Origin of the sequence: Sphaerisporangium sp. NBC_01403, assembly GCF_045040145.1 — a bacterium.
In the GTDB taxonomy this organism is placed as follows: Bacteria; Actinomycetota; Actinomycetes; order Streptosporangiales; family Streptosporangiaceae; genus Sphaerisporangium; species Sphaerisporangium viridialbum.
This window is the reverse complement of the sequence record NZ_CP109534.1, coordinates 1,499,445-1,523,624: the sequence shown is the minus strand read 5'-3', so window position 1 is coordinate 1,523,624 and position 24,180 is coordinate 1,499,445. Positions and strand designations below refer to the sequence as shown.

Genomic DNA, 24,180 nt, shown 5'->3' with positions numbered 1-24,180 from the left:
GTCAGCCGCTCCACGGGATGCGGTCGAACTCCGACAGCGCGGCGCTGAACGCGTCGGGCCCGACCGACAGCCCGCTCGCGAACACATGAGAGATCTGCCAGGTGAGGAAGACGCCGAACCCGAGCAGCGCCGCCATCACCACCAGCGGCGCGAGCGTCTTGCCCCGGGGACGGGCACCGGCCATGAACGGGAACACGATGACGATCAGCCCCGTCAGGATGGTCAGCGGCAGCACGCCCGCCGGAGGCGTGGCACGCGCGTCGGCGGCTCTCTGGCGGCGGGCCGCCGACAGGTCTCTCACCTCGTCGAGGACGTCGGACTTGGCGGCCTTGGCGTCGTCGTCCTTCACGATCAGGCCCGCCGCCTGAGTGCGCAGCGCCTCCAGGCGCGACGCGCCCTCCACGCTGAGCCGGCCCGAGGCCATGAGCGGCCACTCCTTGTTGAGCACGAACCCGACGTAGTCGCGCACCTGCTGCTGCAGCTGGGCGCCGCCGGGAGCGGGAAGCCGTGCCGCGGACCAGTAGGTCTCCACGGCCGCCTGGCTCTCGGCGTAGGTGTTCTGGCGCGCGGCGTCGGCCGTGGTCCACGGCACCACGATCGCGATGGCGAACACCAGCAGAAACAACGACGAGAGCATCGACCCCGCGTGGCCGGCGGAAGGGCCGTCGGGGACCAGGTCGTCGGTGCCGTTGCCGAGCCTGCGGAAAAGAAAGGCGGCGATGGCCACCACGCCGACCGCCGCGGCCACTGCGAGTACGCAGACCAGCATGACCAACTCCATACCTTCGTATCAGGCGGGGTCGCCCCGCCTTGCCGATCGCATGCCGTCACATAGCTATCACATTACGTAACCGGGATGATGGCCATTCGGGGAGATGTAGGTGGGGTTTTCCCCACCGCCTTTCGGGATGCCTCGGCCATGTCGCCCATACCGCCACGGTCTCTACGGTGGGGGCATGACTCACGCCGAGGTGGCCACCCCCTGGGACAAGATGCGCGCCCACTGGTCGGCACCGACCTGGCTCCGCACGTTCCATGTGGTGACGGGCGTCCCGATCGCCCTGGCCGCCCTGTTCGCGGTGGCGGGGCTGGCCCTGGTGTCCGTGCTGTTCGCCTGGACCCTCGTGGCGCCGCTGGTCGCCCTGCCGCTGCTCTTCTGGTCGGCGCGGATGTTCACCAGGCTCCAGCGCGCCCGCTTCGCCGCCTTCCTCGGCGTGGACATCCCAGCGGTCCCGCGCCGCCCCGGCACGGGCAACCCCGCGGTGCGGCTGTTCCGCGACGCGCGGACGAGGAGCACCTGGCGGCAGCTCGGCTACCACATGCTGGCGCCGCTGATCAGCGGCGCCGGGTTCGTCGCGGTGGTGATGGTCTGGTCGGCCTGCCTGGTCGCGGCGGCCCTCGCCGTGCAGGTCTGGAGCGTGGGCGGCGGTTGGCGGAGCGCACCCCTCGCCCTGCTCGCCCTGGCCCTGTGCGTCGCCGCCCCGTGGCTGGCGCGGGCGATCACCGCGCTGGACGTGATCGCCGCCGAGGCGCTCCTCGGGCCGAGCCTGAGCGAGCAGCTCGCGCTGCGGGTCGAGACCCTGAAGGAGAGCCGCGCGGAGGTGATCGACGCCGCGGACGCCGAGCGGCGGCGCATCGAGCGCGACCTGCACGACGGCGCCCAGCAGCGGCTGGTGTCGCTGGCGATGAACCTCGGCATGGCCCGTGCCGCCTTCACCGACCTGCCGGGGCCCGCCAGGGAGACGATCTCCCGGGCGCACGAGGAGGCCAAGCAGGCCCTGAAGGAGCTGCGCGACCTCGTACGCGGGCTGCATCCGGCCGTGCTCAGCGACGAGGGGCTGGACGCGGCGCTGTCGGGCCTCGCGGCGCGGGCCCCCCTCCCCGTACGACTGCGGGTGGAGGTGCCGGAACGCGCCTCCCCCACGATCGAGGCCGTCGCGTTCTTCGTGATCTCCGAGGCGCTGGCCAACGTGGCCAAGCACGCGCGGGCGTCCGCCGCCGAGGTCACGGCGCGCCGCGAGGGAGACATGCTGCTTCTGGAGGTCACCGACGACGGGCGGGGCGGCGCGGAGCCGGACGCCGGCACCGGGCTTCGGGGCCTGTCCCAGCGGGTGGGCTCGGTCGACGGCAGGCTGAGCATCGACAGCCCGCCCGGCGGGCCGACGACGATCAGTGTGGAGCTGCCATGCGCGTAGTGCTCGCCGAGGACTCCGTCCTCCTCAGGGAGGGGCTCGTGTGGATGCTGGGCTCGGCCGGCATGGAGGTGGTGGCGGCCGTGGCCGACGCCGAGTCGCTGCTGCGCGCCGTCGACGAGCACCTGCCCGACCTCGTCGTCACCGACGTCCGCATGCCGCCCGGCCACTCCGACGAGGGCCTGCGGGCCGCGCTCGTCCTGCGCCGCCAGCGGCCGGGCCTCCCGATCGTCGTCCTGTCGCAGTACGTCGAGGAGCGTTACGCGACCCAGCTGCTGTCCACCGAGACCAGCGGCATCGGCTACCTGCTGAAGGACCGGGTGGCCGACGTGGCGGAGTTCGTCGGCGCGCTGCGCCGGGTCGCGGGGGGCGGCACCGCGCTGGACCCCGAGGTGGTCGCCCAGTTGCTGCTCCGCCGGCACAGCGATCCGCTCGACCGGCTCACCCGCAGGGAGCACGAGGTGCTGGCGCTGATCGCCGAGGGCCGGTCGAACACCGGCATCGCCGAGGCGCTGGTGGTCTCCGAGGGCGCGGTCGGCAAGCACATCAACAACATCTTCGCCAAGCTCGAGCTGTCCGGCGCGGACAAGGACCACCGCCGGGTGCTCGCCGTCCTGCGCTTCCTGAAGATCTGAGAGAGGCTCCGTGCCGATGCGAAGCACCATCCGGACCGCCTGGATCGCCGTGGGCGGGGCGCTCACCGCGCTCACCGTGATCGGCATGGCCCTGTGGGCGTGGACCGACATCCGGCTGCCCCACGACTACGACTTCGCCTTCCCTGGGTCGTACGACTCCTCCGACCTCGGCCGCCTGACGACCGAGACCTCCACCGTGACGTACGCGATCACCACGCCACTGGTCATCGTGGACGCCACCGGGAGGGTCGGCGTCCGCTTCGTACCGGGCGCCGCGGGCCGGCTCTCGGTGCGGCGTGAGCTGACCTGGCGGGACGGCGACCGGCGGTTCTCCGAGGCGTGGGAGAGCGGCAGGACGCTGCGCGTCAGCCTCACGTGCGCGGGCGGCTCCGGCTGCCGCGGCGACTACACCCTGGGCGTGCCTCCCGGCGTCGAGGTGCTCCTCACCACGCCCACGGGCACCGTGCGGTGCTCCCCGGCATCGCCAGGGGCCCCCTGCCCGCCTCCTCGTCTCACCTTCTGACCGCAATCATCCTGGATTACCGCGTTGACCAGGGGTTTTAGGAGATACCTCTGAGTTAGAGGTATTCTGCGGAAGTGTCACACGCACAAGGCGATTCGACGGATGAACCAGGCACGTTCGAGGTGCTCGCGGAGGAGCTGCTGGCCGCCGTGGTGGCGTTGCGCCGGGCGTCTCGCCGGGCGGCGGGGCGGGGGCCGGTGTTCGCCTCCCTCACCGGCGCCCAGGCCGACCTCGTACGCCTGCTGTACCGCAGGCCGGGCATCGGCGTCGCCGCCGCGGCCGCCGAGCTGGGCATGGCGGCGAACTCCGTGAGCACCCTGGTGGGCCAGCTCACCGCGGCGGGACTGGTGCGGCGCACCCGGTCGGACGGCGACCGGCGGGCGGCCAGCCTGGAGCTGACCGACGCCTCCCGCCGGCGCATGAGCGAGTGGCGCGACCGCCGCGCCGCGGCGGTCGCGGACGTGCTGGCCCGGATGGACGCCGCCGAGCGCGATCGGCTGGCCGGCGCCGTGGAGCCCCTGCGGCGGCTGGCGGAGGGATTGGAGCAGGAGTGACCACTGACATACCGGCGGTCGAGTGCGAAGAGCTGACCTACCGCTTCGGTGACCACCGGGCGGTCGACGGCGTCTCGCTGAGCGTCGTCCCTGGAGAGATCTTCGGGCTGCTCGGGCCCAACGGAGCAGGCAAGACCACCACGATCCGGGTCATCACCACCCTGCTCCCGATGCAGGGCGGGCGGGCCCGCGTCTTCGGCGCGGACGTGGACCGGCGCAGGATGGACGTCCGACGGCTGATGGGGTACGTCCCCCAGCAGCTGTCGGCGAACGGCGCGCTCACCGGCAGGGAGAACGTCTCCCTGTTCGCCCGGCTGTTCGACGTGCCGAGGCGCGAGCGCCGCGAGCGGGTGGCGGAGTCACTGCGCGCCATGGGCCTGGAAGACGACGCCGACCGCATCGCCTCCGCGTACTCGGGCGGCATGGTCCGCCGCCTGGAGCTGGCCCAGGCGCTGGTCAACCGGCCGAGGCTGCTCATACTCGACGAGCCCACCATCGGCCTCGACCCCATCGCCCGGTCGGGCGTCTGGGACCGCGTCAACGAGCTGCGCGAGACCACGGGCATGACCGTGCTGGTCACCACGCACTCGATGGACGAGGCCGACGCCATGTGCGACCGGGTGGCGCTCATGCACCTCGGCACGCTGCGTGCGGTCGGCACACCCGGCGAGCTGAAGGCCGCGCTCGGCGGGGACGCCACCCTTGAGGACGTGTTCCGGCACCACGCGGCCGACGCCCTGGACAACTCACTTCCTCAGGGAGGATTCAGTGAAGTACGTACCACTCGCCGTACCGCAGGGCGCCTCGGCTGAGGCCGGGCTCTTCCCGGTCCGGCGGCCACCGGCCTGGCGGCAGTACCCCAGCCGGGTGGCGGCGCTGTGCCTGGTCGAGCTGCAGAAGATGCGGCGCGACCGCACCGAGCTGCTGACCCGCGCGATCCAGCCCGCGCTCTGGCTGCTCATCTTCGGCGAGACCTTCAGCAGGATCCGCGCCATCCCCACCGGCAGCGTCCCCTACCTGGACTTCCTCGCGCCCGGCATCCTGGCCCAGTCGGCGCTGTTCATCGCCATCTTCTACGGCATCCAGATCATCTGGGAGCGCGACGCGGGGGTGCTGACCAAGCTGCTGGTCACCCCCACTCCCCGGTCCGCGCTGGTCACGGGCAAGGCGTTCGCGGCGGGCGTGCGCGCGCTCACCCAGGCCGTCGTGGTGCTGCTGCTCGCCGCGCTGCTGGGCGTCGGGATGACCGGCAACCCCCTGAAGCTGGCCGGCGTGGCCGTCGTGCTGCTCCTGTCCGCCGCCTTCTTCTCCTGCCTGTCCATGACCATCGCCGGGCTCGTGCTCACCAGGGACCGGCTGATGGGCATCGGCCAGGCCATCACCATGCCGCTGTTCTTCGGGTCCAACGCGCTGTACCCGGTGGCGCTGATGCCGGCCTGGCTCCAGGTGATCAGCCACGCCAACCCGCTCAGCTACGAGGTGGACGCCCTGCGCGGGCTGCTCATCGGCACCCCCGCGCACCTGCCCCTCGACTTCACCGTGCTGGTGGTGTCCGTGGTGCTCGGCGTCACCGCCGCCTCCGGCCTGCTGGGCCGCCTCGCCCGCTGAGGCCCCTGCCGCTCGCCGGCCGAAAGGTGCAGCTTGCTGTAGTGTGCGCCACCCGGTCGTTCCACCAGACTTCACTGCATGCGTGAACAATGGGGACAAGTTCGGCGCGGCAGCGGGTACCTCCTGGCGGGCCTGCCGTCGGCGATGGCGACGATGTTGGTGTTACCGCTTCTGGCGATCGGGGCGATGTCCACGGGGCTGGGCGGGCTCGGGCTGGTGGTCTTCCCCCGCATGATGATCGGCATGAGGCGCTGGTCCGAGTGGCACCGGCGCCGCGCCGCCGCGCTGCTGGGCGTCCCGGTCACCGCGCGGCGCGCGACCCTGCCCAAGGGGGTACGGGCGCAGTGGCGGCAGGTGCTGGACGACCCCGAGAGCAGGCGCGACGCCCGCTGGGTCCTGCGGCACGTCGTGACCGGCATCCCGGCGGGGCTGGCCGCGCTGGCCTGCGTGGGCGCGGCGGTGTTCACGGCGGTGGCGGCTCCGCTGTGGTGGCTGTTCCCCGCCGGGGAGCCGCTCCGGCTGCTGCTGGCCGTCCCGGTGACCGGGTGGGAGAGCGCGCTCACCGCGGGCGCCGCGCAGGTCGCCGTCGCCGGCGCGGTGACGTGGTGGGCGGTGCCGAGACTGGCGCGCTTCCACGCGCGCGGCTGCCTGGCCGCGCTGGAGCCCTCGGCCGAGGACCGGCTGGCGGAACGGGTCGGCGCGCTCACCGAGAGCCGGTCAGGCGTGCTCGACGCCCACGGCGCGGAGCTGCGCCGCATCGAGCGTGACCTGCACGACGGCACGCAGGCCAGGCTGGTCGCCATCGCGATGCGGCTCGGCGTGGCAAGGGAGGCGCTTCCCGAGGAGTCGGGAGCGCTGGCCAGGCTGCTCCAGGAGGCCCATGAGGGCACAGAGGAGGCCATGACGGAGCTCCGCGGCGTGATCCGCACGATGTACCCCCCGATTCTCGCCGACCGGGGCCTGGAGGGCGCCGTGGCATCGGTGGCCGCGCGGGCGGGCGTACCAACCGAGGTGGAGCTCGGCGAGCTCGGCAGGCTGCCCGCGGCGGTCGAGGCCGCCGCGTACTTCATCGTGGCGGAGACGCTCACCAACGCCGCCAAGCACAGCGGCGCGACGCGCGTGCTGGTGCGGTTGACACGGCATGACGGCGCCCTGCTGATCGAGGTCACCGACGACGGCATCGGCGGGGTGGACGAGAGCCTCGGCACCGGCATCATCGGCATCCGGCGGCGGGCGGCCGCGCTCGACGGCACCGTGCTCGTAGGCGGCCCGGCCGGCGGGCCGACGACCATCACCGTGGAGCTGCCGTGCGCGTCGTGATCGCCGAGGACAACGTCCTGCTCTCCGCCGGGCTCGAACTCCTCCTCGGTACCAAGGGCATCGAGGTGGCCGCCGTCGTCACCGACGGGCCCGGGCTGATGGAAGCCGTGGAACGCCATCGGCCGGACGCCGTGCTCGCCGACGTGCGGCTGCCCCCCTCCTTCCGCGACGAGGGCATCAGGGCCGCCCTCGCGCTCCGGCGGGCGTATCCCGGCCTGCCCGTGCTGGTCCTGTCGCAGTACGTCGAGAAGGTGTACGCGCGCGAGCTGCTCTCCGACGGCTCCGGCGGCGTCGGCTACCTGCTCAAGGACCGGGTGAGCCGGGTCGGCGAGTTCGTGGACGGCCTGCGCCGGGTCGCCGGGGGCGGCACCGTCATGGACCCCGAGGTGATCGCCCAGCTCATGGCCGGGAGCGGCGAGAACGCCGTCGACTCGCTCACCAACCGCGAGCGCGAGGTGCTGACGCTGATGGCGCACGGCCTCGGAAACGGGGAGATCGGCAAGCGGCTGTTCGTCACCGACAACGCCGTGCACAAGCACATCGGCAACATCTTCGCCAAGCTCGGCCTGCCGGTCACCGACGGAGGCCACCGCCGGGTCCTCGCCGTGCTGACCTACCTCAACAGCCGGCAGTGAGCGCCTGCGGCCGCGGGTGACCGGCCGGCTCCACGGGCCTCCGCCAAGCCGCCGAGTTTAGCGAAATGCCTGATAGATCCGCACAGCAAGTCTTAAGATTCTGGGTTCCGTGACGGATACCAATCCCCCGCTCGCGGAGATGACGGACGCACGGCCCTCCGCACCCGAAGGACCAGCGGACTCTCCACCCGCCGGGCGGCTGGCCGGGGTGGACCTCGCCCGCGCGATCGCGGTGTTCGGGATGTTCGCCGTCCACGTCGGCCCCGATCCCGCGAACGTCGGCGGGATCCCCGGCGCCTTCCTGGAGCTGTTCCGTGGCCGCTCGTCCGCGCTCTTCGCGACGCTGGCGGGGCTGTCGCTGGTGCTGATCAGCGGTCGCGCGCGGCCGAAGACCGGGCGGGAGGGACGGCAGGTCAAGGCGCGCATCGCGCTTCGCGCCGTCATCCTCATCGCCCTCGGCACGGCGCTGACGATGCTCGGCACCCAGATCTCGGTGATCATCCCCTACTACGGGGTGTACTTCCTGCTGGCCCTTCCGCTGCTGCGGCGCGGCGCGGGGACTCTCACGGCCGCCGCCGCGCTGGTGGCGCTGGCCGGGCCGTTCCTGACGTTCGCGCCGCTCGTGATCCCCGAGTCCTGGCTGGACACCTTCGCCGCGTACGACCCGGTCAACCTGCTCGACGGGCGGGGATTCATCGACCTGGTGCTCGTCGGGGCGTACCCGGCGGCGACGTGGATGGCGTACGTGTTCGCGGGCATGGCGCTCGGGCGCACGGACCTGGAGGCGCCGCGGGTCCGCCGGCGGCTGGCCGCCCTCGGCTGCGCGCTGGCGGCGGCCGGGTACGGCGGCTCGTGGCTCGTCCTGCACGTCTTCACCGGCCTGCACACGGCCGTGGACGCGGCGGCCGCGCGGGGTTCGGACTCCGCCGCCCAGTACGACGGCCCGCTCCCCGAGCGGCTGCTGGTCGCCTCCCCGCACAGCGGGACGACGTTCGAGCTGGTGGGCAACATCGGGGTGGCGGTGCTCGTCATCGTGCTCGCCCTCGGCGCGCTCGCCGCGCTGCCCCGCCTGCGCCGGCTCGCGTCCCCGGTGACCGCCATCGGGACGATGTCGCTCAGCGCCTACGTCGCCCACATCCTCGCCATCAGGTTCCTGGACGTCGAGGGGCTGCTCGGCTCGACCGGCGCGGCGCTCGCCGCCCTGATCCTGCTGAGCCTCGCCTTCGCCGCCGTCTGGTCGCACTTCTTCGGCCGGGGCCCGCTTGAGCACCTGCTGCACGTGGCCACCGCGGGACCGGCGAAGCTGGTCAGATGACGCCGTGGACGCGGCGGGCACCCAGAGGCGGGTCAGCCGGGGACGTGGTGGAGGTCGACCAGCCGGCCGCGGGCCCGGGCGGAGTCGGCGGTGCCCGTGGCCCCGGCGGTGCGCACCAGGATCTTGGTGCGGTCGGCCCTGAACAGGTCGTGGGAGAACTCGAAGGAGTGGCCGGCCTGGTCGTAGGTGGTGCGGGTGACCGCGAGCAGCGGCAGGCCGAGCGGCACGTCCAGCACGGCGGCCTCGTCGGGGCCCGCCGGCACCGCCTCGATGGCCTCGATCGCCTCCACCGGGCGCACGCCGTACCGCTCGGCGAGCAGGTCGTAGATCGAGCCGCCGAGCGGCAGCTCCAGCAGGCTCGGGAAGCGGAGCGCGGGAAAGCGGGCGTTCTCCAGCGAGAGCGGCTTGCCGTCGGCGAGGCGGATGCGGACGATCTCGGTGACCAGGTCGCCGGGGTCGACGGCCAGTGCGGCGGCCGTCGCCTCGTCGGCGGCGACGATGCCCGCGCTGACCACCCGCGACCCGGCGGTGAAGCCCTGCTCGCGCAGCAGCGCGGGCACGCCGATGACGCTTGACAGGTCGCGTTCGATCTTGGCCTTGCTGACGAACGTGCCGCCCCCGCGTCCCGGCACCCGGCGCACGGCGCCGAGCCCCTCCAGGGCGCCGAGCGCCTGGCGCAGCGTCGACCGGCTGACGCCGAGGCGCAAGGAGAGCTCGCGCTCGGAGCCGAGGCGCTGGCCGGGCTCCAGCTCGCCGGCCGAGATCAGGGCGAGGAGCTCCCGGCGGGCGGCCTCCACCGCGCTCTCATCTCCCAGGTCGCGGGACACGTCATCACCTTTCTCGCCATGGCCACGAACCACGGCGGAGACCGAAGGATCGCCCGATTAGATCACATGAGACCCAGCGCCTCCTGGGATTCGGGAAGGATCTGGCCGCCGTCCACGACCATGGAATGGCCGGTGATGTAGGCGGCCTCGTCGGTGGCGAGGAACAGGCAGGCGTTGCCGATGTCCTCGGTCGTGCCGAGGCGTCCGAGCGGGATCGCGGCCGTCATCCCCCGCAGGTAGTCCTCCCCGTGCTCCATGAGGCTGTCGGTGAGGATGTTCCCCGGCAGGACGGCGTTGATCGTGATGCCCTTCGGCGCGAGCTCCATGGCGGCGGTGCGCATGAAGCCGAGCTGCGCGGCCTTGCTGGCGCCGTAGTGCGACCAGCCGGGGTACCCGGTGACCGGCCCGGTGATCGAGGACGTCAGGATCACCCTGCCGTGCCCGGACGCCTGCAAGGGTGACAGGCACGCCTTGACGCAGAGCATGGTGCCCTTGATGTTCACGCCCAGCACCTGGTCGATGTCGTCCTCGGTCATGTCGGTCAGCCGCTTGTCGGGAAAGACGCCGGCGTTGGCGCACAGCACGTCCACGCCGCCGTGCCGCCTGACCGCGGTCTCCGCGATCCGCGCGCAGTCCTCCGCCCTGGAGACGTCGGCGGCAAGATGGGAGACGCCCAGCTCGCGGGCGGCGGCGCTCGCGGCCTGCTCGTCCCTGCCCACGATCAGCACGTTCGCGCCCGCGCGCGCGAACACCCGCGCGATGCCCTTGCCGATTCCCTTGGTGCCGCCGGTGACGACGACGGACCTTCCTGTCACTGGAGTGAACATGGGGGCTCCTTAAAGTGATCCACTGAGGTAGCGTTCCGCCAGCTCGCAGCTTCCCCGGGTGTAGCCGGCGCCGAGCTCGCGGGCGACGTCGACCGCCGAGTGCGAGCCGATCCAGGCGACCAGCAGCAGGCGGCGGAACATGATGAAGGTCCAGATCTCGTTCTCGTCGTCCCCCGGCAGGCCGAGGACGCTCCGGTAGCCGCGGACCCAGGAGTCGATCATCTGGGGCACTGCCGGGTGGTGCTCGATGAAGCTGACGGCGGCGCCGAGGTCGTACAGGTACCAGCCGAGCCCGCAGTCGTCGAAGTCGATCACGGTGGTGGCGGCCGTGCCGTCCACCAGCAGGTTGGCCAGGCGCAGGTCGGCGTGGATGAGCCCGTAGCGCTCCGGCCCCTTGCCGAACCGCTCCAGCCGGTCGCGCAGGGCCCCCTCCAGCCGGGACAGCACGGCGTGCGCCTCCCGGTCGACCCCGGCGCCGTCCTGCCATCTGCCCCAGCGCGGCGCGGGCCCGAACGCGGCGTCGGCGTCCCAGTGGAACCGGGTGAAGGCGGCGGGCCGCAGCCAGCGGCGGGCGTGCAGGTGCATGCGGGCGGTGATCGCGCCGAGCGGCTCGAAGTGCTCGACCAGGCGGTGCTCGGCGGGCTCGGCGCCGGGGACGTACTCGAACATCACGCAGCTGCGCGACGCGGAGCCGGGGTCCTCTACGGTGACGAACCTCGACCCGTCCAGCGCGGGAAGCACCGCCGGGGTGCGCACGCCCGCCTCGTCGCGCAGCGCCGACAGCCAGTCGAGCTCGGAGGCGATCGCCTCGGGCGAGTGGTAGCCGAGGCGGTGGACGCGCAGCACCGTGCGGGCGTCCCCGTCGGTGACGAGGAAGGTGGCGTTCTCCGACACGTTGATGAGCGTCACCCCGGCGTCGGGCGAGAGGCCGTACCGCCGCAGCGCCCGCCGGGCGACCCGCTCGATGCGGGCGAGCACGTCGCCGCCGCCCGACAGGTCATGGACCTCCATGCGCACTCCTACTGGTCACGGGCCTTCAGTGGTCACGGCCGTCAGTGGTCACGGCCTTCGACCGCCGACAGGACGCGGGCTATGGCGTCCCTCGCGGTCCGTACAGAGTCTGCACGCCCGCTGATGTAGAGACGTCCGGCGGACCCGATCATCTGCACGTCCACGAGCGTGATGTCGGGGGCCGCCTTCTCGGCCTCGTTCGCCGCGACGGTGGCGAACAGCGCCGGGGTCATCTCGCAGACCAGGAGCGTCTCCCCCGGCAGGACCATCGAGGCCTGCCTGTTGCGGTTGACGAGGACCGCGTGCTGGTCGGTGATGTCCTCGATGACGTCGGTGTACAGGATGCGGGGTCTGAGCTGGTCGGACGGCGAGGCGCCGATGCCGTCGAGGATGGCCTGCCCCGCCCGGCGCACGTCCTCGGCCGACGAGCCGTGGACCTCCAGCACGCCGAACTGCCGCTCGACGAACAGGATCCCCGGCTCGACGGAGGGGACGGCGCGCAGCGCGAGGTCGATGACCCGCTCGATCGCGAGCCCCGGCGCCACCTCCACGATGAGGGCGTGCTGCCCCTCGTACGGCGGGTACCCCCGGGCGCGCGTCGGCGCGGCCATCGCCGCGGTGAACTGCCGCCGCAGGTTCTCCACGAGCAGGTAGACCCGCAGCTCCGCCGAGCGGCGTCCCTCCGGCTCCGGCCCGGGCACGGGCTTCGCGGCGCGGGCGCGGGACCTCGGGGAGGGCGGGCTCACCGGTCGGGGGGCGCTACTCACCGGTCGAGAGGTTGAAGCCGCGCGCCAGGTCCGCGTGCGGGCGCGGGATGACGTGCACCGACACGAGCTCGCCGATGTTGGAGGCGGTCTCGGCCCCGGCCTCGGTGGCGGCCTTGACCGCGCCGACGTCCCCGATCACCGTGACCGCGACCAGCCCGGCGCCGACCTGCTCCCGGCCGACGATCGTGACGTTCGCCGCCTTCACCATGGCGTCGGCGGCGGCCAGCGCCGCGACGTAACCCTTGGTCTCGATCAGGCCGATCGCGTTGTTCGCCATTACTTCTCCTTATGCCGTTAAGTCTGGATATTTCGTTTATGCAGGAATGTCGTCGATCGAGCCGATGATCAGCGCGTCGATGGGCGGGGACTTCTCCGCGGGGAACCAGGACGCGGCCACCGAACCCTGGACGACCAGCACCCGCTCCCCGATGCCGCTGCCGAGCACGTCGAAGGCGATCAGCCGCGATCCCCCGTCGAGCTCGACCTCAAGGAACGCGCCCCCGGGGATCCCCTCGATCCGCCTGGTCGCCCAGACGCTGGACGTGACCGTGCCGCGCAGCATCAGCCCTCCCTCTCCACGACCAGGCCGCAGGCCCGGGCCCTCTCCTTGGCCAGCGGCGTGAGGACCGCGCGGCGGCCGAGGACCAGCCGGGCGCCCGCCTCGGCGGCCTCGGCGACGTGCCGCTCGGTGACCGCCCCCTTCTCGTGCCGCCGTACGGGCGCGTCGTCCCCCCGGTGTACGGCCCGCGCGGGCGGCGTGTCCGGGGCGGGGACGGAGAGGCGGAACCGCAGCCGCCCGTCCCGGATGTCGGCGGCGCGAGCCGGGTCGCGGGCGAGCTCCAGCACGCGCAGGGCGAACGCGTTGAGGTCGTCGTCGCCGCCGATCGCGACCGCCTCCGTATGGTGTCCCGGCTCCCGCGCCGCCCCGCGCAGCGTGGGCAGCAGGTCGCGGACGACCTCGCGGACCAGCGCGCGCAGCTCGTCCCCGTGGATTCCGGCGTGGTCCGGATGAACCGTCATGCCCTGCTCCGATGTGAGGCGGTGGAGCCGTCCAGCGCCTGGCGGGCGGCCTCGGCGGCCTGCCGCACGTCGGACTCGCGGCCGGAGAGGTAGACCCGCCCGGTCGCGCCCATCATGCGGTAGTCCACGACCTTGATCTCGGCGGCCTTCTCGGCCTCGTTGACCGCGAGGATGGCGTACGAGGCGGGCTGGCACTCAAGGACGAACAGCGACTCGCCCGGCAGCGCGAGCGATCCGAGCCGGTTCCTGTTGATGAGGAAGGCGTGCTGGCCGTCCAGGCTGGAGACGATCTCGGAGGCGAGGATGCGCGGGGGCACCGCGTCGGCGGCGGTGGCCCCCAGCTCGTCCAGCACCGCGTCGGCGGCGGCGCGCACCTCGCCGATCTGCCCGTGGAACTCCAGGTAGCCGAACTGGCGCTCGACGACGAGCACACCGGCCTTCACCTCGGCGTGCTTGAGCGCCACGTCGGTCAGCGGCTCGATGTCCAGGCCCGGGGCGATCTCGATGATCTGCGCCGCCTGGTCACGCCTGGGCAGCGCGCCGCGCATCCAGGTGGCCAGGTAGCACATGGTCTGCGGCTGCAACCGGTCGATGAAGATGAAGGAGCGCAACTCGGCCATCGTCAGGACCTCACCAGGGAGGCGAGCTCTTCGAGGATGAGCCGCCTGATCTCGTCCCGCAGCTCGTCACGCCCCGCCCCGGGCGCCGTACGAGAGTCCGGTGCGGGAGCCGCGCCGGGCGCGGACGCGGGCACGGTGCGGGCGTTGGACGCCTCCGGGTACGGCGGGACGGGACCGCCGGGCGGCGGCGACCACGGGTCGAGCCGGTCGAAGTCGCCGAACGGGGCGTCCACGTGGTAGGCGACCCGGGTCCAGTTGACCAGGTTGCCCGGCTGGAGGTTCTCCCCCGCCGACGAGCCGCCGACGAAGCCGGTGCCGATGGTCATGGAGATCGGGAGATTGGTGTCGATGCCCGAGCTTCCCGTGCTGTTGCCCGCGTTCACCGAGACGCGCAGGACCGGCACGGCCGCGCCGTACTCCATGATCGTGGCGGGGTCGGTGCTGTGGATCGCGGCCGAGTGACCCGCTCCGGCGATGCGCAGCACGGCCCGCGCGGCGTCGATGCCGCGCCGCGCCGAGGGCACCCGCATGAGGCCGAGCACCGGGCAGAGCTTCTCGTGGGCGAGCGGCTCCTCCGGGACGGCCAGGTCGAACGGCGCGAGCAGGATCCTCGTCCCGGACGGCACCCTGACCCCGGCCCGCTGGGCGATCCACACCGCGTCCCTGCCGACGAAGCGGGTGTCGAACCGGCCCTCGGGGAACAGCGTGCCGCGCACCTGGTCACGCTCGTCGCCGCTCAGCAGGTGGGCGCCGCGCATGAGCGAGACCAGCCGATCCGCGATGGACTCCTCGGCGATGAGCACCGACTCGTTGGTGCACAGGATGGAGTTGTCGAAGCTCTTGCTGTCCACGATGTGCCGGGCGGCCGACTCCAGGTCCGCCGTGCGGTCCACCAGCACGGGCACGTTGCCGGGGCCGACGCCGAGCGCCGGGTTGCCCGACCGGTAGGCGGCGCGCACCACCGGCGTCCCGCCGGTCGCGACGATGACGTCCACCCGGGGGTCGGCCATCATCCGCTCGATCAGCGGCAGCGCCGGCTCCTCGACCACCTGGACCACCCCGTCGGGGGCGCCCGCGGCGACCGCGGCCTCGGCGAGCGTGCGGGCGGCGTCGGCGCAGCACTCCCTGGCCATCGGATGCGGGCTGATCACGATCGCGTTCCGCGTCATCAGCGCCAGAAGGATCTTGAAGTAGACCGTGGCCACCGGGTTGGTGGAGGGCGTCAGCGCGAAGACGACCCCGGCGGGCCTCGGGATCGAGAGGATCTTGTCGGCGGCGTCGGCCCGAGGGGACACGTAGTCGTGGCCCGCGTAGGCCTCGACCAGGCCGGTCGAGCAGGCGAGGTTCTTGAGCGCCTTGTGCTCGGCGACGCCGAACCCGGTCTCCCGCACGGCCCACTCGGCGTAGCGCACGGCGTTGGCGGCGGCCACGCGGGCGACGGCCGCGACGACGCGGTCCACGGCCGCCTTGTCGTAGCGGGCGTACGCGCGGGCGGCCCACCGCGCCCGCTCCAGCATGACCGGCCCGCGGTCCGCCGACCTGCCGTTCACCGGGCTCTTCACCGTGCTGTTCACCGGGCCTCCTTGGCGGCCCGCGCGATGGCGACGGCCGTACGATCCAGCAGTTCCTCGGCCAGCGACGGGTCGAGGAGGATGCCTGGTTTGTACTGCAGCACCCGGGGGTCGAGGGTGGAGAAGATCGCCCAGACCCCGTTCTCGTACAGATGCCTCATGACGTACTTCGCGCCCTCGGGATGGTCGAATTCCAGGCCGATGACCAGGCCGTTCTGCCGGATTCCGGTGAACCAGCCGGGGTTGTCGGCGCGGATGGCGGAAAGGCCCCGGCCGATGAGGTCGCTGATGTAGTGCACGATCGAGCGGGTCTCAGGACGGTCGCAGATCTCCAGCGTCTTCAGCGCGGTCACGCAGCCCAGCTCCGCGCCGCCGAAGGAGGCCATGTGCGCGAAGCCGTCCTCGGTCAGCCACCCCGCGCAGCGCTCGCTGACCAGCACGGCCGCGATGGGGTACAGGCCGCCGGAGATCCCCTTGCCGGTGACCAGGATGTCGGGCCGGATGCCGTGCTTGGTGATCGCCCACAGTTCCCCGGTGCGCATGAGCCCGGTCTGGACCTCGTCGGCGATGTACAGGGCGTCGTGGGTCTCGCAGAGCCGCTTGACGCCCTCCAGGTAGCCCGGCTCGGGCAGCGGGAAGCCGTACGTCGCGGGGATCGTCTCCATGATCACGGCGGCGACGTCCCTGCCCCGCAGCGCCTCGTCCATGGCCGCGAGGTCGTTGAACGGCACGTGGACGAACTCCTCCGGCCGGTCGGACAGGAAGAGCTTGGAGAACCGGTCGTCGCCGGTGCCGACGGCCAGCCCGGTGTGCCCGTGGTAGGCCTTGACGATCGAGACGATCTTGCGCTTGCCGGTCGTGTGCCGCGCGGTCTTGAGCGCGATGTCGATGGCCTCGCCGCCGCCGCTGGCGTAGATGACCTTGCTCAGTCCCTCGGGGGCGGTGGTGATCAGCGCCTCGGCGAGTGCCGTGCGGGCCAGGGACGGGAAGTGGTGGTTGCCGATGTCGAAGTGGTCCATGGCCTGCCTCAGCGCGGCCAGGACCTCCGGATTGCGGTGGCCGACGTTGTAGGTGCCGCCGTTGAGGTGGACGTCGATCAGGCGCTTGCCGGAGACGTCGTACAGGAAGTAGCCCTCCCTGCGGTCGATGACCAGGGGCACTCCGGAGTCGATCCAGAACTGCGTCTTCCCCGGGTTCCAGTACGCCAAGGACTTCTCTAGAACCTCGTCCTTGGACGCGAAGGAGAACAACCCGTAGTCCAGCATCCCGGTCCCATCGGTTCGGTCTACTAATCGGTAGGACCGAATAATTCACCAGGCCGACCTTATGCGTCAATGGTCCATCTTGTGAGGATTCGGAAACACGGAAGGTATTGCTTGGCCTGGCCATAAATGGCAACATTTGCGCACCTCGCGTGACTTCGCCCACGTCGAGAGCGTCCCCAGCAGGAGGCCGACCGGTGTGCACCACCGAACAGAATGCACCGCACCACACACCCCTGAGCTCCGGCGAGTTCCACCGGGGCCCATTCGGTCTGACCACGGTTCCGTCAAGGCCGTCGCCGACGTGGCGCCCCCTACGCCATCCCCAGTACGACGCTGGTTCCCCGGAAGGGCACAGTCTTGAGCACCACAGATAGCCGGGCGACGGCGGCGACCTCCCGGCCCGCGGGCGTGAACCGCCTGCGCAAGGACGCCGTCGGCCTGCTCGGCGTCATCTTCATGGCGGTCGCCACCGCCGCCCCGATCACCGCCATGACGGGCAACGTCCCGATCGCGCTGGGCTTCGGCAACGGCCTCGGCGTCCCGGCGGGCTACCTCGTCGCGACCATCGTCCTCACGGTGTTCTCGGTGGGGTACGTCGCGATGGCCAAGCACATCACCTCGGCCGGCGCCTTCTACGGGTACATCTCGCACGGGCTCGGCCAGATCGCGGGCATGGTCGCGGGCCTGCTGGCCACCATGGCGTACGTCGTGTTCGAGGCGTCCATCATCGGCTTCTTCGCCTACTCGGCCAGCGACACCTTCAAGTCGCTGGCGCATGTGGACGTCCACTGGCTGTGGTTCGCCTTCTTCGGCCTCGCGCTCAACGCCGCGCTCACCTACTTCGACATCAACCTCACCGCCAAGGTGCTCGGCGTCTTCCTGGTCACCGAGATCCTCATGCTGGGCCTCACCGCCACCGTGACGCTGTTCCACGGCGGCGGCCCCGACGGGCTGATGGCCGGCTCGCTCAACCCGGTCAACGCCTTCGGGACCAACGGCCTGGCGGCGGGCGCGGTCGGGCTCGGGCTGTTCATGTGCTTCTGGTCGTGGGTCGGCTTCGAGTCCACCGCGATGTACGGCGAGGAGTCCCGCGACCCCAAGCGCATCGTCCCGAGGGCCACGCTGGTCTCCGTGGTCGGGATCGGGCTGTTCTACACCTTCGTCTCCTGGATGACCGTCGCGGCCAGCGGCACGAAGGCGCCCGAGATCGCGGCCAAGGAGTTCGCCGGGGTCTTCTTCAACCCCACCCGGGAGCTGATCGGTGTGTGGGCCGTCGACCTGTTCAAGATCCTTATCCTGACCGGGTCGTTCGCCTGCTCGATGGCGTTCCACAACTGCGCGTCGCGCTACCTGTACGCGCTCGGCCGCGAGGACCTGATCCCCGGCACCGCGCGCACCCTCGGGCGCACCCACGCCAAGCACGGCTCCCCGCACATCGCCGGGTTCGCGCAGACGGCCGTGTCGGTGGTGCTGGTCCTGGCGTTCTTCTTCGCCGGCATGGACCCCTACGTGCACATGTACACGCTGCTCGCCGTGCTCGGCACGCTCGCGATCCTCGTCGTCCAGTCGCTGTGCTCGTTCTCTGTGATCGGCTACTTCCACGTCAAGAAGAAGCACCCGGAGACGGCCGGCGTCTGGCGCACGCTGGTCGCCCCGCTGGCCGGCGGCCTGGCGATGCTGTACGTCGTGTTCCTGCTCTTCCAGAACCAGGAGGCCGCCGCCGGGGACGCGTCCAAGACGCTGCTGTTCAGGCTGATCCCGTGGATCGTGCTCGGCTTCGCCGCCGCCGGCGCCGCCCTGGCGCTCTACCTGCGGGCCAGGAAGCCGCTGAAGTACGACATCATCGGGCGCATCGTGCTGGAGGAGACCGTCGAGCGCGACTGACGGCATCGAGCACCGTCGACCGGCCACACCCGCGCCAGGAGGAACGAGACATTGAGCGGACGAGCAGTACTGGTGACAGGAGCGTCCAGGGGCATCGGACGGGCGATCGCGACGGCCTTCGCCGCCGCGGGCGACCGCGTCGCGATCCACCACCGGGGCTCCGCGGACCTCGCGGTACGGCTGCGCGACGAGCTGCCCGGCGATGGCCACGTGGTCGTCCAGGCCGACATCGCCGATCCCGGCCAGGTGAGGCGCATGGCCGACGAGGCGGCCGAGGCGCTCGGCGGCATCGACGTCCTGGTCAACAACGCCGGCGTCTTCTTCCACCACCCCATCACGGAGGTCTCCTACGAGGAGTGGCAGGCGGCCTGGCGCGAGACGCTGGACACCAACCTCGTGGGCGCGGCCAACCTCACCTGGTGCGCCGTGCGGCACATGAGGCGCGGCGGCCGCATCGTCAACGTCTCCTCGCGCGGCGCCTTCCGCGGCGAGCCGGAGGGGCCGGCCTACGGGGCGAGCAAGGCGGGGCTGAACGCCCTCGGCCAGTCGCTCGCCATCGCGCTCGCCCCGCACGGCATCTCGGTGGGGACGGTGGCGCCCGGCTTCGTCCAGACCGACATGACCAACGAGCACCTCAAGCCGCCCCGGGGTGACGCCATCCGCGCCCAGAGCCCGTTCGGCCGCGTGGGCCTGCCGGAGGAGATCGCGGCCGCGGTCCTCTACCTGGCCTCCCCGGCGGCCGAATGGGCCACCGGCAGCATCATCGATCTCAACGGGGCCTCCTACCTGCGGACCTAGGCGCCTTGGACGCGCGCCTCGCCCCCGGCGGCGGGCGAGGCGGCGTCCCTGTCCCGGCGGCGATACGTAAACCGCCCGATGTACGAAATAGGCGGAGGTTCTACCGTCTGCGGCGTCGAGAGCCCCTTCAGGGAAGGTGAGCCCATGCGCGTGCCGACCGTCCTCCTCTCCGTCTTACTCCCCGCCGTCCTCCTGGCCACCACCGCCGCGACGCCCTCAGCGGCGAGCGCAGCCGCCGGGGCCAAACCGCCGCCGAGTCCGGTGAAGGTCGTCTACCAGCGAGCGTCCTTCCACTCCGGCACCGCCGAGGGCGTGACCGCCGGGCGCGGCCTCGCCTTCGCCTCCCCTGTGGGGACGACCTCCTACACCGACGCGCTCGGCACCAAGGACTGGGAGTACGCCCGCTGGACCGGCAAGGAGCGGCGGATCGGCTTCGCCGCCACCGAGCTGGTCGCCTCCTGGACCGCCGACACGCCGCCCGGGAGCTGGCTGCAGGTCGAGATGCGCGGCCGCCACGCGGCCGGGCTGACCAAGTGGTACGTGATGGGCCGCTGGGCCTACGGCGAGTCCGACATCCGCCGCACCTCGTTGCCGGGCCAGCGGGACGCCGACGGCACCGTCTCCGTCGACACCTTCGTCGCCGCGGCGGGCAAGGCCATCACCGCGTACCAGCTGCGGGTCACGCTGCATCGCACGCCGGGCTCGGCGGTGATCCCCGAGGTCAGGACCCTCGGGGCGATGGCCTCCGCCGTACCAGAACGCGCCACCGTACCGGTCAGCCCCTCGGGCGGCGCGTGGGGAACCGAGCTGAACGTGCCCCGCCGCTCCCAGAACGTCCACCGCGGCCACTACCCCGAGTGGGACGGCGGCGGCGAGGCGTGGTGCAGCCCGACCTCGACCACCATGGTCCTCGGTTACTGGGACAGGTGGCCGAGCGCCGAGGACACCTCCTGGGTCGACCCGTCCGACCCGAACCCCGAGGTCGACTACGCCGCCCGGTACACCTACGACCACGCCTACCAGGGTGCGGGCAACTGGCCCTTCAACACCGCCTACGCCGGCCGCTACGGCCTTGACGGCTTCGTGACCCGGCTGCGGTCGCTCACCGAGATGGAACGCCTGATCAAGGCCGGCATCCCGGTGATCACCTCCCAGTCGTTCCAGGAGAGCGAGCTGCCCGGCGCGGGCTACGGCACCAACGGCCACCTCATGGTGATCATCGGCTTCACCGCCACGGGCGACGTGATCGCCAACGACCCGGCCTCGCCGGGCAACGACGCCGTACGCCACGTCTACCCGCGAGCCAACTTCGAGAACGTCTGGCTGCGCAGCTCGGGCAGCGGCGGCATCGTCTACGTCATCCATCCGTCCGGGCAAAGGCTGCCCAGGACCACACCGGGGCTGCCCGCCAACTGGTGACCCCTTTCCGGGTGCGGCGGGCCCTCCGGGGTTCGCCGCACCTCGGCCCCCAAACCGTGGTCCGGTCACGGGCCAGGCGGTCGCCGGCGGCCGACGGCGCCGAGGTCACCGCGAGGAACGACCCGATGGTGCACGACAGCGAGGCCACCGCGTGACTCGGGCCGTACCCGTACAGCCGGCTTCCCTTTGAGCTACAACTGACGCAGCACCTGCATGGCGTCCTTCTCGATGCGCGAAAGATCGTGGAGGATGACGCCGGCCTGCTCGAGGTACCCCGCGTCGCCGCTCTCTCCAGCCTTCGCGATCAAGGTGGACACGTCCGTCCACAGGACGGCGGCCTCGGCGTACAGCCGGTGACCGGCGCGGAGGTTGCCGTCGTCGATCAGCCGGGTGCACTCGTCGAGGAAGTCGCGATAGAGGGCGCGAAACAGGGCACCGCCGGTGCCGCCCTTCTCCATGAGGAGGGCGGCCTGCGGCAGGTCCTGCTGCGGATCGCCGACGCGTAGCAGCCATCTGGGCACCTGTTTGCCGGCCTTCTCGATGCCGCGGTGGCCCAGGTTCGCGATGGGAGCGGCGAGGAAGGCGTCGGCGCAGTCCTTGATGGCGGGGATGATCTGGTCCTGCCAAGAAAGCGGGTGAGCCGGCAGGGTGATGGTGAAGGAGCGGTTCCTGGCGGTCATCGGGCCGCGTTCGGCGCGCGCCATGGCGAGGCCGGCGCGGCTGGTGCGCACCGCTCCTCCCTGCTGGTCGGTGTCCACAAGGTAGACGTCGTGCTCGTCGTAGCCGTACATGGCGACGACATGACCGCCGAAGTGCACCTTGGAGCGGAAATAGTCCAGGTGGTAGCAGTCGAGCTGAAGGCCGACCGGCCGACCGGCGTCGATGGGGGCGGCCACGTTCTCCCACGCCTTGCGCGGCGAGGTGGTCTCCTCGGCCATCAACGTCAGTCCCAGCCTGGCGGCCAGGTTCCTGGTGAGGTCGAAAGGCTTGACGCGGCCTCCGAGAAAGGGGAACGCCATGCCCTTGCTGTCCCAATAGATGAAGGACAGGCCCGAGCCCAGGCCGAACAGCATGGGCTCGGACAGATCAAGTCCCTCATGCCGTAACAGCACCCCCAGCGCCGTCGTCTCGCAGTGGTGCATGCCGCGGGCCTCGATGTCCTTCACGATGGTCATGCGTCGCTCTCCTCATGCTGACGCGGCGAACGGTCACACCGTCCCGATCCCTGATACCTTCATGATCAACCACTGGGAGTAGCATGAGGCCTCCCACAGTGGGAGAGTCCAGCCGAGACCGGACTCACCCTCGACAGTCCGATCTCGGCAAGGGCCCGCCGGCTAGGGCGTCATGGTCGGGGTGGTGGCGGGGGTGCGGACGGCGTCGGTGAGGACGCTTCTGGCCTGGCGGACGACGGCCTCGTCGACGAAGCGGCCGTCGGGGAGGGCCACCGCGCCGACCCCTGCCGCCGCCACGACCTCGTTGGCGGCCGTGACCTCCTCCTCCGTCGGGCGGTAGGCGGCCTCGATGACCGGGAGCTGTGCCGGGTGGATTGCCGCCCGGCCGCGGAAGCCCATCGACCGGCCGACGCGGCACGACTCGGCCAGGCCCTCCAGGTCGCGGAAGTCGGTGTAGACCGACTGGACGGGCGCGGGCAGCCCGGCCGCGCGGGCGGCGACCACGAGCCGCGACCGCGCCCAGGCCAGCCCCGCCTCGTCGCTGACGCCCAGGTCCGCGCGCAGGTCCGCCTCGCCCAGGCCGATGCTCGCCACCGCCGGGTCGGCCGAGGCGATCTCGTAGGCCCGTTCGAGGCCGAGGGCCGACTCGATGAGCGGGTGCAGCGCGACGCCGGGCGCGGCCTTGGCCACCTCACGGATGTCGACGGCCGACTCGACCTTCGGCACCCGGATGCCGGCCGTGCCTGAGCAGAGGGCGCCGATGGCCCGCAGGTCCTCCTGGCCGCACGCCGTGCGCACGTCGTTGATCCTGACCTGGACGCGCGGCTGCGGGCCGGCGAGCAGCCCCACGACCTCAGCCCTCGCCTCGCTCTTGGCGTCCGCCGCGACGGCGTCCTCCAGGTCGACGATCACCACGTCGGCGGGCCCCGCGAGCGCCTTGGCCACCAGCGCCGGCCGGTCGGCGGGCGCGTACAGGAAGGTCAGCACGACCCAGCTCCTCTTGTAGGCGTCTGTGGGGTGGCCGGTGTCGCGTACGTCATCAGACCACTCCCTTCTGGCGCAGGGCTTCGATGTCGGAGGGCGAGAGGCCCAGCTCCGACAGCAGGCCGGCGGTGTCGGCGCCGTGGGGGCGGCCGGTCCAGCGGATCTCGCCGGGGGTGTCAGACAGCCGGAACATGACGTTCTGCATCCGCAGCGGCCCGAGCTCGGGGTCCTCCACGGTGGTGACGGCGTCCAGGGCGGCGAGCTGCGGATCGGCCAGCACGTCGCGCACGTCGTAGATCGGCGCGACGGCGGCCTGCGCCTCCTCGAACGCGGCGAGCACCTCGTCGCGGGTGCGCGCGGCGACCCACGCGGCGACGGCCTCGTCCAGCTCGGCGGCGTGCTCGACCCGCCCCGCCCCGGTGGCGAACCACGGCTCGGCGATGTACTCGGGCCTGCCCACCAGTCGCATGACCCGCTCGGCGATGTTCTGCGCCGAGGTGGACACCGCCACCCAGGAGCCGTCCGCGCACCGGTAGGTGTTGCGCGGCGCGTTGTTCACCGAACGGTTGCCGGTGCGCGGCGGCACGATCGCGAGCTGGTCGTAGATCGTCGGCTGGGCCCCGAGCACGGTCAGAATAGGCTCGATGATCGACATGTCGACCACCTGCCCCGCGCCGGTGGTTTCACGCGCGCGAAGCGCCGCCATCACGGCGTAGGCGGTCGCGAGGGCGCAGATGCCGTCGGCCAGGCCGAACGGCGGCAGGGTCGGCGGGCCGTCCGGCTCGCCGGTCATCGCGGCGAACCCGCTCATCGCCTCGGCGAGCGTGCCGAACCCTGGCCGCTTGGCGTACGGCCCGAACTGGCCGAAGCCGGTGACGCGGGCGAGCACCAGGCGCGGGTTGGCCTCGCGGAGCCGGTCGTAGGAGAGGTTCCAGCGCTCCAGCGTGCCCGGCCTGAAGTTCTCGATGACCACGTCGGCGTCGCGCACCAGCGCGAGGAGCAGGTCCTGACCCTCGGCCGTGGACAGGTTGAGGGTCACGGCTCGCTTGTTGCGGCCGAGCATCTTCCACCACAGGCCGCCGGGCCCATGCCCTCGCGAGGGATCGGGCTTGGCCGGATGCTCGACCTTGACGACCTCGGCGCCGAAGTCACCGAGCAGCATCGCCGCCATCGGCCCGGCGAACAGCGTCGCGAGGTCCAGGACGCGGATGCCTTCGAGGGCTTTCATCG

The 24,180-nt window shown here is 71.9% G+C and carries 27 protein-coding genes; 13 read left to right on the top strand and 14 right to left on the bottom strand.

All coding sequences use genetic code 11. The features are described 5' to 3' along the window. Window position 1 precedes the first annotated feature (1 nt). A complete protein-coding gene (locus OG589_RS06570; RefSeq protein WP_405147099.1) occupies window positions 2–769 on the bottom strand; it encodes a hypothetical protein in 768 nt (255 codons plus the stop codon). Between the two features lie 187 nt (window positions 770–956). Between OG589_RS06570 and OG589_RS06565 the strand changes: the two genes are divergently transcribed. The 9 genes from OG589_RS06565 to OG589_RS06525 all read left to right on the top strand — a co-directional run bounded on the left by OG589_RS06565 (window position 957) and on the right by OG589_RS06525 (window position 8,782). Next, the gene (locus OG589_RS06565) at window positions 957–2,195 is read left to right on the top strand and encodes a sensor histidine kinase (RefSeq protein ID WP_405147097.1); all 1,239 of its coding nucleotides are present in this window, start codon (window positions 957–959) and stop codon (window positions 2,193–2,195) included. Continuing rightward, window positions 2,186–2,827 carry a response regulator gene (locus OG589_RS06560; protein ID WP_405147096.1) on the top strand — a complete coding sequence of 214 codons (642 nt, stop codon included), beginning with the start codon at window positions 2,186–2,188 and terminating at the stop codon, window positions 2,825–2,827. The genes OG589_RS06565 and OG589_RS06560 overlap by 10 nt, the downstream gene beginning before the upstream one ends. A 16-nt stretch (window positions 2,828–2,843) precedes the next feature. After that, window positions 2,844–3,350 (top strand): hypothetical protein, encoded by a 507-nt coding sequence (locus tag OG589_RS06555; RefSeq protein WP_405147094.1) that lies wholly within the window; start codon window positions 2,844–2,846, stop codon window positions 3,348–3,350. Window positions 3,351–3,424: 74 nt separating this feature from the next. Then, complete coding sequence (locus OG589_RS06550; RefSeq protein WP_405147093.1) at window positions 3,425–3,904, top strand: MarR family winged helix-turn-helix transcriptional regulator; 480 nt, start codon at window positions 3,425–3,427, stop codon at window positions 3,902–3,904. After that, window positions 3,901–4,716, top strand: a complete 816-nt coding sequence (locus OG589_RS06545; protein WP_405147091.1) for an ATP-binding cassette domain-containing protein — start codon at window positions 3,901–3,903, stop codon at window positions 4,714–4,716. Before OG589_RS06550 ends, OG589_RS06545 begins: the two co-directional genes overlap by 4 nt. Beyond that, window positions 4,673–5,512: an ABC transporter permease gene (locus OG589_RS06540; protein ID WP_405147089.1), complete on the top strand. Its 840-nt coding sequence runs from the start codon at window positions 4,673–4,675 to the stop codon at window positions 5,510–5,512. Before OG589_RS06545 ends, OG589_RS06540 begins: the two co-directional genes overlap by 44 nt. A 78-nt stretch (window positions 5,513–5,590) precedes the next feature. Beyond that, window positions 5,591–6,832, top strand: a complete 1,242-nt coding sequence (locus tag OG589_RS06535; RefSeq protein ID WP_405147087.1) for a sensor histidine kinase — start codon at window positions 5,591–5,593, stop codon at window positions 6,830–6,832. Further along, window positions 6,820–7,467 (top strand): response regulator, encoded by a 648-nt coding sequence (locus OG589_RS06530; protein ID WP_405147086.1) that lies wholly within the window; start codon window positions 6,820–6,822, stop codon window positions 7,465–7,467. Before OG589_RS06535 ends, OG589_RS06530 begins: the two co-directional genes overlap by 13 nt. Window positions 7,468–7,576: 109 nt before the next feature. Further along, window positions 7,577–8,782, top strand: a complete 1,206-nt coding sequence (locus OG589_RS06525) for a heparan-alpha-glucosaminide N-acetyltransferase domain-containing protein (RefSeq protein ID WP_405147084.1) — start codon at window positions 7,577–7,579, stop codon at window positions 8,780–8,782. Between the two features lie 32 nt (window positions 8,783–8,814). Here the strand turns inward: OG589_RS06525 and OG589_RS06520 are convergent, their stop codons facing one another. The 10 genes from OG589_RS06520 to OG589_RS06475 all read right to left on the bottom strand — a co-directional run bounded on the left by OG589_RS06520 (window position 8,815) and on the right by OG589_RS06475 (window position 16,690). Then, on the bottom strand, window positions 8,815–9,609 hold the full coding sequence (locus OG589_RS06520; protein ID WP_405147082.1) for a GntR family transcriptional regulator: 795 nt from the start codon (window positions 9,607–9,609) through the stop codon (window positions 8,815–8,817). Between the two features lie 62 nt (window positions 9,610–9,671). Next, window positions 9,672–10,436: a 3-oxoacyl-ACP reductase FabG gene (fabG, locus tag OG589_RS06515; protein WP_405147081.1), complete on the bottom strand. Its 765-nt coding sequence runs from the start codon at window positions 10,434–10,436 to the stop codon at window positions 9,672–9,674. A 9-nt stretch (window positions 10,437–10,445) separates the two neighbouring features. Then, window positions 10,446–11,447, bottom strand: coding sequence for a phosphotransferase enzyme family protein (locus OG589_RS06510; protein WP_405147079.1), 1,002 nt, complete (start codon window positions 11,445–11,447; stop codon window positions 10,446–10,448). A 41-nt stretch (window positions 11,448–11,488) separates the two neighbouring features. Beyond that, window positions 11,489–12,214 carry a microcompartment protein gene (locus tag OG589_RS06505; RefSeq protein ID WP_405147077.1) on the bottom strand — a complete coding sequence of 242 codons (726 nt, stop codon included), beginning with the start codon at window positions 12,212–12,214 and terminating at the stop codon, window positions 11,489–11,491. Next, window positions 12,207–12,491 (bottom strand): BMC domain-containing protein, encoded by a 285-nt coding sequence (locus OG589_RS06500; protein ID WP_363918441.1) that lies wholly within the window; start codon window positions 12,489–12,491, stop codon window positions 12,207–12,209. The genes OG589_RS06505 and OG589_RS06500 overlap by 8 nt, the downstream gene beginning before the upstream one ends. A 36-nt stretch (window positions 12,492–12,527) precedes the next feature. Further along, on the bottom strand, window positions 12,528–12,776 hold the full coding sequence (locus OG589_RS06495) for a EutN/CcmL family microcompartment protein (protein ID WP_405147075.1): 249 nt from the start codon (window positions 12,774–12,776) through the stop codon (window positions 12,528–12,530). Further along, complete coding sequence (locus OG589_RS06490; protein WP_405147073.1) at window positions 12,776–13,234, bottom strand: hypothetical protein; 459 nt, start codon at window positions 13,232–13,234, stop codon at window positions 12,776–12,778. Before OG589_RS06490 ends, OG589_RS06495 begins: the two co-directional genes overlap by 1 nt. Beyond that, window positions 13,231–13,854 carry a BMC domain-containing protein gene (locus OG589_RS06485; protein WP_405147071.1) on the bottom strand — a complete coding sequence of 208 codons (624 nt, stop codon included), beginning with the start codon at window positions 13,852–13,854 and terminating at the stop codon, window positions 13,231–13,233. Before OG589_RS06485 ends, OG589_RS06490 begins: the two co-directional genes overlap by 4 nt. 2 nt (window positions 13,855–13,856) lie before the next feature. Beyond that, entirely contained in the window at window positions 13,857–15,428 is a 1,572-nt protein-coding gene (locus OG589_RS06480) for an aldehyde dehydrogenase family protein (protein WP_405147069.1), read from the bottom strand. Beyond that, window positions 15,425–16,690 (bottom strand): aspartate aminotransferase family protein, encoded by a 1,266-nt coding sequence (locus OG589_RS06475; protein WP_405147068.1) that lies wholly within the window; start codon window positions 16,688–16,690, stop codon window positions 15,425–15,427. The genes OG589_RS06480 and OG589_RS06475 overlap by 4 nt, the downstream gene beginning before the upstream one ends. Before the next feature lie 357 nt (window positions 16,691–17,047). Here OG589_RS06475 and OG589_RS06470 point away from each other — a divergent pair, with 357 nt between their 5' ends. The 4 genes from OG589_RS06470 to OG589_RS06455 all read left to right on the top strand — a co-directional run bounded on the left by OG589_RS06470 (window position 17,048) and on the right by OG589_RS06455 (window position 20,946). Further along, a complete protein-coding gene (locus tag OG589_RS06470; RefSeq protein ID WP_405147067.1) occupies window positions 17,048–18,574 on the top strand; it encodes an APC family permease in 1,527 nt (508 codons plus the stop codon). A gap of 51 nt (window positions 18,575–18,625) precedes the next feature. Then, window positions 18,626–19,372, top strand: a complete 747-nt coding sequence (locus OG589_RS06465) for an SDR family NAD(P)-dependent oxidoreductase (protein ID WP_405147066.1) — start codon at window positions 18,626–18,628, stop codon at window positions 19,370–19,372. Window positions 19,373–19,516: 144 nt separating this feature from the next. After that, on the top strand, window positions 19,517–20,791 hold the full coding sequence (locus OG589_RS06460) for a C39 family peptidase (protein WP_405147064.1): 1,275 nt from the start codon (window positions 19,517–19,519) through the stop codon (window positions 20,789–20,791). Further along, window positions 20,788–20,946 (top strand): hypothetical protein, encoded by a 159-nt coding sequence (locus OG589_RS06455; RefSeq protein ID WP_405147063.1) that lies wholly within the window; start codon window positions 20,788–20,790, stop codon window positions 20,944–20,946. The genes OG589_RS06460 and OG589_RS06455 overlap by 4 nt, the downstream gene beginning before the upstream one ends. Window positions 20,947–20,982: 36 nt before the next feature. Here OG589_RS06455 and OG589_RS06450 read toward each other — a convergent pair whose 3' ends face one another. The 3 genes from OG589_RS06450 to OG589_RS06440 all read right to left on the bottom strand — a co-directional run bounded on the left by OG589_RS06450 (window position 20,983) and on the right by OG589_RS06440 (window position 24,178). Beyond that, window positions 20,983–21,966, bottom strand: coding sequence for a BtrH N-terminal domain-containing protein (locus OG589_RS06450; protein WP_405147061.1), 984 nt, complete (start codon window positions 21,964–21,966; stop codon window positions 20,983–20,985). 162 nt (window positions 21,967–22,128) lie between these two features. Then, the gene (locus OG589_RS06445) at window positions 22,129–22,953 is read right to left on the bottom strand and encodes an HpcH/HpaI aldolase/citrate lyase family protein (RefSeq protein ID WP_405147059.1); all 825 of its coding nucleotides are present in this window, start codon (window positions 22,951–22,953) and stop codon (window positions 22,129–22,131) included. 52 nt (window positions 22,954–23,005) lie between these two features. Beyond that, complete coding sequence (locus tag OG589_RS06440; RefSeq protein ID WP_405147058.1) at window positions 23,006–24,178, bottom strand: CaiB/BaiF CoA transferase family protein; 1,173 nt, start codon at window positions 24,176–24,178, stop codon at window positions 23,006–23,008. Between the last annotated feature and the right edge of the window lie 2 nt (window positions 24,179–24,180).